12 protein-coding genes are annotated in these 10602 nt (G+C 62.0%); 8 read left to right on the plus strand and 4 right to left on the minus strand.

Going from position 1 to position 10602, the window contains the following annotated elements; genetic code table 11:
* Nucleotides 1-30: 30 nt before the first annotated feature.
* On the plus strand, nucleotides 31-1563 hold the full coding sequence (gene dacB, locus ACOYNB_RS09175) for a D-alanyl-D-alanine carboxypeptidase/D-alanyl-D-alanine endopeptidase (protein ID WP_422838787.1): 1533 nt from the start codon (nucleotides 31-33) through the stop codon (nucleotides 1561-1563).
* A 6-nt stretch (nucleotides 1564-1569) separates the two neighbouring features.
* Nucleotides 1570-1869: a SemiSWEET family sugar transporter gene (locus ACOYNB_RS09180; protein ID WP_422838788.1), complete on the plus strand. Its 300-nt coding sequence runs from the start codon at nucleotides 1570-1572 to the stop codon at nucleotides 1867-1869.
* Here the strand turns inward: ACOYNB_RS09180 and ACOYNB_RS09185 are convergent.
* The 4 genes from ACOYNB_RS09185 to purE all read right to left on the minus strand — a co-directional run bounded on the left by ACOYNB_RS09185 (nucleotide 1860) and on the right by purE (nucleotide 5997).
* Entirely contained in the window at nucleotides 1860-3125 is a 1266-nt protein-coding gene (locus ACOYNB_RS09185; protein ID WP_422838789.1) for a hypothetical protein, read from the minus strand. The genes ACOYNB_RS09180 and ACOYNB_RS09185 overlap by 10 nt on opposite strands.
* Nucleotides 3126-3228: 103 nt before the next feature.
* Nucleotides 3229-4284 (minus strand): L-threonylcarbamoyladenylate synthase, encoded by a 1056-nt coding sequence (locus ACOYNB_RS09190; protein ID WP_422838817.1) that lies wholly within the window; start codon nucleotides 4282-4284, stop codon nucleotides 3229-3231.
* A 19-nt stretch (nucleotides 4285-4303) separates the two neighbouring features.
* Nucleotides 4304-5476: a 5-(carboxyamino)imidazole ribonucleotide synthase gene (locus ACOYNB_RS09195; protein WP_422838790.1), complete on the minus strand. Its 1173-nt coding sequence runs from the start codon at nucleotides 5474-5476 to the stop codon at nucleotides 4304-4306.
* Nucleotides 5473-5997, minus strand: coding sequence for a 5-(carboxyamino)imidazole ribonucleotide mutase (gene purE, locus ACOYNB_RS09200; RefSeq protein ID WP_422838791.1), 525 nt, complete (start codon nucleotides 5995-5997; stop codon nucleotides 5473-5475). Before purE ends, ACOYNB_RS09195 begins: the two co-directional genes overlap by 4 nt.
* A gap of 93 nt (nucleotides 5998-6090) precedes the next feature.
* Between purE and ACOYNB_RS09205 the strand changes: the two genes are divergently transcribed.
* From ACOYNB_RS09205 to ACOYNB_RS09230, 6 genes are all read left to right on the plus strand, one after another.
* A complete protein-coding gene (locus ACOYNB_RS09205; protein ID WP_422838792.1) occupies nucleotides 6091-7071 on the plus strand; it encodes a tetratricopeptide repeat protein in 981 nt (326 codons plus the stop codon).
* 183 nt (nucleotides 7072-7254) lie between these two features.
* The gene (locus tag ACOYNB_RS09210) at nucleotides 7255-7740 is read left to right on the plus strand and encodes a type IV pilin protein (RefSeq protein ID WP_422838793.1); all 486 of its coding nucleotides are present in this window, start codon (nucleotides 7255-7257) and stop codon (nucleotides 7738-7740) included.
* Nucleotides 7741-7757: 17 nt separating this feature from the next.
* On the plus strand, nucleotides 7758-8354 hold the full coding sequence (locus ACOYNB_RS09215) for a GspH/FimT family pseudopilin (RefSeq protein WP_422838794.1): 597 nt from the start codon (nucleotides 7758-7760) through the stop codon (nucleotides 8352-8354).
* 7 nt (nucleotides 8355-8361) lie between these two features.
* Nucleotides 8362-8778 carry a type IV pilus modification PilV family protein gene (locus ACOYNB_RS09220; RefSeq protein WP_422838795.1) on the plus strand — a complete coding sequence of 139 codons (417 nt, stop codon included), beginning with the start codon at nucleotides 8362-8364 and terminating at the stop codon, nucleotides 8776-8778.
* Between the two features lies 1 nt (nucleotide 8779).
* Complete coding sequence (locus tag ACOYNB_RS09225) at nucleotides 8780-9910, plus strand: PilW family protein (RefSeq protein ID WP_422838796.1); 1131 nt, start codon at nucleotides 8780-8782, stop codon at nucleotides 9908-9910.
* 8 nt (nucleotides 9911-9918) lie between these two features.
* Nucleotides 9919-10593 (plus strand): pilus assembly protein PilX, encoded by a 675-nt coding sequence (locus tag ACOYNB_RS09230; protein ID WP_422838797.1) that lies wholly within the window; start codon nucleotides 9919-9921, stop codon nucleotides 10591-10593.
* The last annotated feature ends 9 nt before the right edge of the window (nucleotides 10594-10602 follow it).

Consider the following 10602-nt stretch of genomic DNA (forward strand, 5'->3'; position numbering starts at 1 on the left):
GCGACTGCGTCGCCTTCTATGATGGCGACCATGCACCGATTGCGATTGTCCTCCTGTCTGCCCCTGCTGCGCGCCCTCGGTGTGGCGGCCTTGCTGGCCAGCCCCGCTTCGCGCGCACAAGACGCCACGCTGCCCGCACCCATCACCGATGCACTGCAACGCGCCGGCATAGCCCCATCTGCCTTGTCTCTGCTGGTGTGGCCGGTCGACACCCAAATGCCGCGCCTGGCTCATCTCGCAACGACGCCACGCCCTTTTGCTTCGGTGATGAAGTTGTTCACCACCGGCGCAGGCCTGCTGACGCTGGGCCCTGCGTGGACGTGGGCCACCGACACGGCACTGGGCGGACCGCTGTCCCCCGACGGCGTGCTGAACGGCTCGCTGTACATCAAAGGTCAGGGTGACCCGGCGCTGCTCCAAGAGCACGTGTCCCTCATGGTGAACCGCTGGCGCGCAGCCGGCCTGCGCGAGATCCGTGGCGACATCGTGCTGGACCGTCAATGGCTGGCGGCACTTGCGCACGACCCGGCAGCGTTCGATGGCCGCCCCCTGCGCCCTTACAACGCAGGACCCGACGCATTGCTGGTGAACCACCAGTCGGTGGTCCTGCGCTTCGTGCCTGACGCCAGCCGCCCAGGTCAAATCCGTGTGGCCATGGATCCTCCGCTGGACGGTGTCGAACTCCGCACCCAACTCACGATCAAGTCAGAGGCCTCCTGCGGCGATTGGCGCGAAGCCATGGATTTGCGCATCGTCCCCATCAAAGGCTGGCACAAGGAAGGCTTGTCCCGCTGGTCCATCCAGTTGCGCGGCCCCTACCCCCTGTCATGCGGAGAAAAAGACTGGCCCGTGCTGTGGCAAGGCGATGGCGCGGGAGACTTGGCCACACGCCTCCTGCACGCCGCGTGGCGCCAAGCGGGAGGCACGCTGAAAGGCCAGATCAGAGATGGCTCATGGCCCGAGGAGGCCGCCGTGTGGCAACGCTGGAGATCGCCCCCATTGGGCTCGATCGTCCGTGACATCAACAAATTCAGCAACAACGTGATGGCGCGTCAGTTATTCCTGACGCAGGCCACCGCGCCGCTGCCGACCGGCACGGACAGCACGTCAACACCGAGCCCCGCCACACTGGATGCGGCACGTACACGCGTGAGTGCGGTGGTCCGGCAAGCGACCACCCATGCCGCAAGTCACACCCCGTGTGACGACGAAGCCCTGGTTCTAGACAACGGCTCGGGCCTGTCCCGCATGGAGCGCACATCAGCCATGTGCCTGGGCGAATGGCTGCAGGTTTTGTGGCGCAGTCCCGTCATGCCGGAATTGATGGCGTCCTTGCCCATCACCAGCGTGGATGGCACCACAAAACGGTGGCAGGGTGCCGCAGGCTACGCACACATCAAAACAGGCTCACTGGATGGCGTCAGCGCCCTGGGCGGCTATGTCGATGGACAGAGCGGGCGTCGGCAGGTGGTGGTGGCTGTGGTGCAATACCCGCGCAACGAAGCCATTCGCCCCGTGATGGAAGCCATCCTGAACTGGGCCAGACAAGATCTTCCGAACTGAGACCGCATGACCTTACGTGACCTGCTCCCCCTGCACCCTGAGACCATTGAATGGGTGGGCACCGTGGCCGCCATCCTGACCACGGGATCGTTCATCCCTCAGGCCTGGCTGATTTTTCGGACCCGCCATGTCGACGGGATCTCCGTGGGGATGTACAGCGCATTCACCTGTGGCGTGGCACTGTGGCTGGCATATGGTGTCGCGATGAACTCGTGGCCTATCGCGATCGCCAACAGCATCACCCTCTCGCTGGCCTCAGCGATTCTGGTGATGCGGATTCGCTATGGCGGTAGCAATCAGAACTGATTGGCGGCACGCGTGGCGGCCGTCGAGCCGATCAAAGCATGCGCCGCAGGCGCAAAGCGCACCAAGTCAGCCCACATGTAGGTCGACAAGCTGCCATCGGTGACATAGGTCGACGCCGTGCAGAACTTGGTCAACTCACGGCCAAAACCATTGGACACGTCGGGGGTGATGCTCACCGTGGTGCCATCAGGGCGCGTTGCAGTGTTGGTCGTCGCGGTGTTGCACAGTGGCTTTTCATACACATAGCTGGTGCTACGTGTCGTGATGTTTGTCAGGCTAACGGGGTTCACCCCAGCCAAATTACGACCAGACTCTTCACCCAAACGCGTGATGTAAACCTGATCATTGAAAGACTTGGTCAAGGCCGCCAGCGCCGTGCGATTTTCTCCGGTGGTGTAGGCCAGAGGCGACTCACCCAAGTCCGGTGTCAAAGCCAAGACCACTTTGGCGCCCGTTGCAATGACCTTCTTCACGACCACAGCCAATGCGTCGGCACGCTCTTGCGCGACGGTTTGAGCTTGCGCCAAGGTGAGGGCATTGGACTTCACCTGGGCATACAACTCCAGAATGTCATTCTGCCCCGCCATGATGGTGACCATCACGCCACTGCCCAATTCGCTCAAATGGTTGTCGACCTGCGTGGCGACATCGGCCACCTTGGCCCCCGCCTCGGCATAGGTTTCAGCCCCGGAGTACGAGGTCAGCGGACACTCGCTGCGATAACCCTTGCCGAACGACAGCGCCAACGACTGGATCCACAAAGAGGCCGTGTTGCAGTAGTAGGTCGTGGAGGTCGTACGCTTCAAAGCAACCGTATCACCATTCACTGTGCCGGACCCCAACTCCCACGCATTGACCGTACTCGGATAGTCGGTGGTGTTGTAGATCGTGTAAGAGGGCGCATCAAAAGTCGCCGTCGTCCCGCCGTCCAAGGTTGCGCTACTCGCACAGAATTTGCCCGTTGCCGGATCTGATCCACTGACCTGACAGGTCACCGAGGCCGTGGTCAATGTGTAGTTGGCCGAATAGGTCAAGCCATACAAAGTTGCTGCGGCGCCAGAGGCATCCGTCAACGATCCGGAATAGCTGTCCAGCACGCTGTTTTCATCGCCAAAGGAAACGATGCGGGTTGGCTCATAAGACTTCGCACGGCTGCCACCACCACAGGCTTGCAGGAACACGGCCGAGCAGGCCAACGCCACCAGGCCGATACGGCGAAGGGCCACAGTCGTGGAAGAAGCAACGTTGCGAGACATGAACTCTCCGAAAAACGGTCAAGGCTGACAGGCCGCAAGCATAAATCGAGCTTGCTGCGCCCCCGAGTCTGCCATGTAAAGATAGGTTATGCCGAGAGGCAACTCACGCCGCCGCTCGATGGAGTCGATCCCGGACGCCGTCCCATGCCGGATCGGCAGGCGGCGTCTCCACCCAAATCAACTCCACCCCGGTGGCATCCAGTTCGCGCAAATCCGCGAACAGATCGTGCGCAGCAGTCGCTGCGTCGCCGGGCATGGACAAATGCACTACGCCCGGATGTGGCGGACGGTGCGCCCACAAACTGCGCGAATACACCGCAATCTTGGGCGCCTTGTGTGCGCCCTTGACTGCTGCGGCGCTCAACTCCGGCTCAATCAGATCCAGGGCGGCCGCCAACTGCTCGTCCGTCATCAGGCGCACCCGCGCACGGGGCGCATAGTGCGACAACAAGGTCCCCGAGGCTTTGGGAGCATGGGGGTCTGGCGCCTCCGGCCGTGACCACTGCACGGGCTCACCCGCCACGGCCTCGATCTCGGCCAAGGTCAGCTTGCCAGGGCGCAACAGCACCGGGTGTCCGCGAGAGCAGTCAATGATGGTGGACTCGATCCCCACGTCGCAGGCTCCGCCATCCAGCACCCAGACTTCGTCCAACCCCTCGCCACGCCCGTCAAATTCTTCGACCACATGCGCGGCCTGCGTCGGGCTGATGCGACCAAATCGGTTGGCACTGGGCGCAGCCACCCCCAAAACGTCACGCTGCGCACACGCGTCCAGCAGCGCTCGGGCCACAGGGTGATCCGGACAGCGCAGCCCGATCGTGTCGTGCCCGCCAGCCGCTGCGCGGGCCATGTCCGGATGGCGCGGCACGATCACCGTCAGCGGGCCGGGCCAAAAAGCTGCTGCCAAACGCTGCGCGACAGGCGGGAAGCTCGCCACGAAGTACATGGCAGCAGCCTGGCTGGCCACGTGCACGATCAACGGGTGGTCCGCAGGGCGGCCCTTCGCCGCAAAAATGCGCGCCACAGCCGCATCGTCGTCCGCCCGCGCACCCAGCCCATAAACGGTCTCGGTTGGCAGCGCCAGCAAGCCGCCATCGGCCAGGCGCTGCGCGGCCTGCTCGATGGCGTCGGGTTGCGTGTGGGGGTCCAGCAAGCGCATGGTCAGCGGGCGTCCCTCGTCAGAAGAGCGCAATGCCCAAAATGGCCGCGGCCTTCAAGGCCGTATCACGCGCGGCGTCGGCCGTGGTGCCGGTCACCGTCAGGTGCCCCATTTTGCGGGCCTTGCGGGCCTCGGTCTTGCCATACAGGTGCAGGTGCGTGCCGCTCAAGGCCAGCACGCCCGCCCAATCGGGCTCGACCTGTTCGGTGGCGCCATCGGGGAACCACAGGTCACCCAACAGGTTGAGCATCAGGCACGGGCTGTGCAGCACGGGCTCGACCAGCGGCAGGCCGGTCATGGCGCGCACTTGCAATTCGAACTGGGACACATCACACGCATCAATGGTGTGGTGTCCGGAGTTGTGGGGGCGCGGCGCCATCTCGTTGGCGACGATGCGGCCATCCTGGAGCACGAAAAACTCGATGCACAACACGCCCACATACTGCATGGATGCGGCAATCTGGTGCGCCGCGGCATACGCCTGCTGTGACACGGCCTCGGTCACGTTGGGAGCAGGCACCGTGGTCACCGCCAGAATCCCGTCGCGATGCAGGTTTTGCTGCAGCGGGAAATGCACGACTTGACCATCCTGGCTGCGTGCCACGATGACGCTGACCTCATACGCCAGGGGCAGCATCTTTTCCAGCACACAGCCCACGCGCTGCAGCTCGTCCCAAGCGGCGTTCAATTCGGTACGAGTCTTGACGCGGATCTGGCCCTTGCCGTCGTAGCCCAGGCGCGCGGTTTTGAGGATGCCTGGCAGCAAGTCATCGCTCACCGCAGCCAGTTGCTCGGGCGTTTCGATGATGGCGTGAGGTGCGCAATCCACCCCGCACGACACGAAATGGGCTTTCTCTCGTGCACGATCCTGGCAAATGGCCACCGCCGCCCCGGCCGGCGCCACCGGACGGGTTTCGGCCAGCTTGTCCAATGCCTGTGCCGGTACGTTTTCAAATTCAGTGGTGACGGCGGCTGACAGTTGCGCCAAGTCCGTCAGACCAGCGTCATCCAGGTAGGCCGTGCGGATGTGCACGTGCGACACCAAGCCTGCCGGACTGCTGGCATCGGCATCCAGCACCGCCGTGCGATAGCCCATGGCCTGGGCGGCCTGCACGAACATGCGGCCCAGTTGACCGCCCCCCATCACCCCCAGCGTGGCGCCGGGCAGGATCACATTGTTGCGAACGGTCATGCCTTGGCATCCATGGTCAGGTCATTGGTCATGGCGCGCGCCACTTCGGTCTGGCGCGCACGGAAGGCGTCCAGCTTGGCGCGCAGAGCCGGGTCAGCGTTGGCCAGCATCGCCACGGCAAACAGCGCGGCATTGCCGGCACCGGCCGTGCCGATGGCAAAGGTTGCCACCGGAATGCCCTTGGGCATCTGAACGATGGAGTGCAAGGAGTCCACCCCTTGCAGGTGGCGAGACGGCACAGGCACGCCCAGCACGGGCACCGTGGTCTTGGCCGCCAGCATGCCCGGCAAGTGGGCCGCACCGCCAGCACCCGCGATGATGGCCACCAGACCTCGATCGGCGGCGACCTCGGCATAGCGGAACATGTCATCGGGCATGCGATGCGCCGAGACCACCTGAGCCTCGAACGACACACCGAACTCGGTCAGAATGTCGGCAGCATGGCGCATGACGTCCCAGTCGCTGCTGGAACCCATCACGACGCCAACCTTCACACCTTCTTTACCTGTCGCGCTGCTCACGGCTCATCCTCGTTTCGTCAAAACCCGAATTTTAGGCGTTCCCCCAAGCCGAGCCCGGCAGAATCTGCGCATTCCACGGAAGATCTGACAAACATGATCGACATCACCCTCGAAAACTTCGAATCCGACCTGATCCGCGCCTCGCTGCAGCAACCCGTGCTGCTCGACATCTGGGCGGAATGGTGCGGCCCCTGCAAGGCACTGGGCCCTGTCCTGGAGAAGCTGGAAGAAGAGTACGCCGGCCGCTTCGTGCTCGCCAAGGTGAACGCAGACGAGCAGCAAGAGATTGCCGGCCAGCTGTCGCAGATGTTCGGCGTGCGCTCGATTCCGTTTTGCGTGATGTTCAAGGGCGGCCAGCCGGTGGACGGGTTCGTGGGCGTGCTGCCCCCTGAAAAGATCCGCGAGTTTCTGGACAAGCACGTCCCCGGAGAAGGCGAAATCCAGTCTGAAGTGGAGATGCTGGAAGCCGAGCACGCCGTCGAAGAGGGGGACACCGAATCGGCCCTGGCCCTGCTGGAAGACGCCCTGGCCAAGGACCCCAGCAATGATGAAGCGCGCTTCGACCTGATCAAGCTCTTGCTGGAAGAAGGGGCACTGGATGCCGCCCAGGCCATCTTTGCCCCGGTGGCCAGCCGTGCCACGGGCCCCTTGGCCGAACAACGCGTCACCGCCTTTGGCCGTTTCATCGACGCGTTTGCTGCAGCGCGTCAGGGCCGTGCCCCCAGCGAACTGGCCGAAGCCATCACCGCCAACAAGCGCGACTTTGCCGCCCGATTCGAACTGGCACAACTCTTCTTCGCCGCCGGCCGCTTCACCGAAGCCATGGACGAACTGCTGGAAATCATCATGCGCGACAAGGCGTGGAACGACGAAATGGCCCGCAAGACCTACGTCGCCATTCTGGAAGTGATGAGCAAGCCGCAGCCCAAGCCCATCCCCCCCAAGGCCACAGCGGCCACGGGGTCGTCCCCCGACGGCAAACCAAAGCTGGAAATTGCCGGCAAGGTCGAGGTGCACGCCGCCAATCCGGTGGTTGACCAGTACCGTCGTAAGTTGAGCATGGCGCTGTTTTGAGCCTGGCGTCAGGCGCCGCCGAACGGTCGCACCGACAGGATGAACGGCACCCGGTTATCCAGCGCGAACATCTTGCAGACCGTGAAGCGGCGATTTCCCACAAATTTGCCCCATGCGCCAGGCCAACACCCGCCTCTTGTGGTCGAGCCGACGCATCATTATCTTGACCACAGAGGAATTTGTATGCCTGTCAGCACCGCACCCACAACGCTCCGCCGCCTGACTTCGAACGGCTTCACGTTGATCGAAGTGATGATCACCGTGGCGATCATCGCGCTGCTGGCCTCGGTGGCGTATCCCGCTTACACGGACTACGTCCGAAAAGGCCAAATCCAGGAAGCGTTTACCAACATGTCCAACTACAAGAGTAAGTTGGAACAGTATTACCAAGACAACCGCGCCTTTGCCGCATCGACCAGCGCCACAACTTGTGGTGGTGCTGCCGCCACCACCCTCACGACGTCGGAACTGGGCGGCACGATCAAGTACTTCACCTACAGTTGCTCCCCAAGCAACAGCGGGCAGGGGTTCACGATCACTGCGACGGGCAGCACTGGATCTGCGGTAGGCAACACTTACACACTCAACCACAACGGAGCCCGCGCGACAACATCGTTCAAGGGCAGTTCAGTCACCGCGTCTTGCTGGCTGATCAGCGGATCCTGCTAAGCCGAACGGAAGCGACCATGAAACAGCGCGGCTTTACCCTCATCGAAGCCATGGTAGTGGTCACCATCGTGACCGTGCTGGCGCTCGCTGCAGCCCCCAACTTATCGACTTGGCTCGACAACATCCGTATCAGAAACGCGTCGGATGCCATCCAAGAGGGCCTGCAAACCGCTCGCGCGGAAGCGATCAAGCGCAATCAAAACATCACGTTCTGGCTGGTTACCAGCAACACGCTTTATCAAGTCGATAACAGTTGCGCGCTCTCCAGCACCAGTGGATCGTGGGCCGTCAGCGTGAGCGACCCCTCCAAGCACTGCGGAGACAGCCCCTCTACGACGTCAGCACCGCGACTGGTATCTGCACGCGGCGTTGGCGACAGTGGCGCACGGGTGGACGTCAAAGCCCTTCAAGCTGACGGCGCCACGGCCAGCACGTCTGTCACGTTCAACGGATTTGGTCGCGTCACCAACGCGAATGCCATCAGCCGAATTGACGTGACAGGCCAAACGAGTGGCACGGCTTATCGCAACCTACGCATCACCATCTCGCCAGTTGGGCAAATTCGCTTGTGCGATCCCAGCGTCAGCAGCTCCAATGACCCCCGCAAGTGCTGAGGTAGCCATGCACGCCCCCATTCACACTCAGAAGTCTCAGCAAGGCGTTGCGCTGATTGAGGTCCTCGTGTCGATCTTGCTGTTTGCGCTGGGCATCTTGGCTTTGGTCGGACTGCAAGGTGCACTCACCAGAGCGCAGACAGACGCAAAGATCCGCACAGATGCTGCAGCGCTCGCCAGTGAAGTGATTGGGCAAATGTGGGCAGACATTGATCACGTCACAGACTATGACGACGCGGGCTGCGCGAGCCGTCCCCGCTGCAAAGCCTGGCAAGACAAGGTCGCACAGACCTTACCGTCAGGCAAAACCAGCATCACGGTGGCGGCCGCGACGCGCGATGTCGAAGTAGAGATCATGTGGGCCACCCCCAGCGGCGAAACACATCGGTACGAGACCCACACCACCATCTCGACGGCAAACTAAGATGCGCACATCCAACTTCCCCGCATCCGGCCAACTCCACCAACGAGGCTTCACGTTGGTGGAGTTGATGGTGGCCGTCTTGCTCGGCATGTTGACCGTTCTGGTCATCTCTCAAGTACTGGTGCAGTCAGAAACTCGCAAACGCACGATTTCGAGTGGCAGCGACGCCCAATTGAACGGCGCCCTCGCCTTGTTCACATTGCAACGAGAAATTCAAATGGCAGGGTATGGCACGGCCGCCAACCCCGCTTCGCTGGGGTGCAAGCTCAGCGGACAGTACGGCAGTACCGGTACAGCTTTCTCCGTGCCACTGGCGCCCGTCGTGATCGTGAACGGACTCAACGGCGCGCCGGATACGCTCAGCGTGCTGCAAGCACGCCCTCGCTCCGTGGCGGTCCCCATGCAAGTCAAGGAAGACCATGCCAAAACGGGTGTGGCGTTCGTCGTCGACTCCACGCAAGGGGTTTCGGTCGGAGACATGGTCGTCGCCATTCCTGAAACCATCACGGATTACGCGACCAGCCAGTGCAGTCTGTTTCAAGTCACCACAGATGCCTCTGACCCAGTGGTCACACTGACCAGCACGCGGGTGCCGCACACCGTTGCCAATGCATGGAATCAGTCGGCGGTTTTTCCGACCGGTGGTTTTCCCAGCAAGAGCTACCTGGTCAACATGGGCAATCTCTCGCTGAACACATACGCCATCAGCGCAACGTACAACATGACCGTGACCAATCGCTCCTGGACGAATGGCACCGTCTCGACACAAGATCTGTTTCCTCAAGTGGTCAATTTGCAGGCGCTGTATGGAAAGGACACCAACAGCGATGGCATCGTCGACACCTACGACGAAACCACGCCAACAACCCCTGCAGGGTGGGCACAAGTTCGCACAATCAGGGTAGCCGTCGTTGCACGCAGTGCCAAGGATGAGGGCGTCAATGTGACCACCAGCCAGCCGCTGTGGGATGTCGGCGCAACCGACACCATCACCGGCCCGACGACGAGCGCCTGTCATGGTGCGAGCAAGTGCATCACCTTGACAGTCAACACCATCCCGAACTGGCAACGGTTCCGCTACAAGGTTTACGACACGATCATCCCGTTGCGTAACGTCCTCTGGAACTCTTGAGGGCCAGCATGATAAACACCCCCACGACCCAAAAACACCACCAGCAAGGCGCCACGCTCTTGTTTGCTCTGCTCACGCTGGTGGCGCTCATGCTGTCGACGCTCGCGTTGGTCCGGTCGATTGACATCAGCACCATCCTGATGGGCAATCTGGGCTTCAAGCAGGACGCCACGGCATCCGCTGAACAAGCGACTCGCCAAGCCATCGATTGGCTGAGCGCCAACCTCGCCGCACTCAATGCGGATGATGCAACCAAGGGCTATTACGCCAGCACCAAAGAATCTGGCGCCACACCGGTCGATGCAACCGGCAACCAACTGAGCAGCACCAACACGCGGCAGTTGATCGATTGGGATAACGATAGCTGCAAAGCATCCACCGCAGGAACCTACGCAACCTGCGCCATCAAGCCCGTCACGATCACCACCACCATCAACAACAACACCGCCAGTTACGTCATCTTCCGCATGTGCGACAAAGCGGGAGACCTGGCCGCCGACAGCACCATCAACTGTGCGCGCCCGCTCAACAGCAATGATGGGGGATCGCCCATCAAAGGCGATTTGACCTATTCCGAGCCCGAGCGTTTTGGCTCCGCCGCCAGCCCGTACTTCCGCATCCTTGTGCGCGTCCAAGGCGCCCGGAACACGATCAGCTACACCGAAACCATTGTTCACTTCTGACCCCGTCAT

The sequence above is a fragment of the Aquabacterium sp. genome (genome assembly GCF_049317225.1).
GTDB lineage: Bacteria > Pseudomonadota > Gammaproteobacteria > Burkholderiales > Burkholderiaceae_C > Aquabacterium.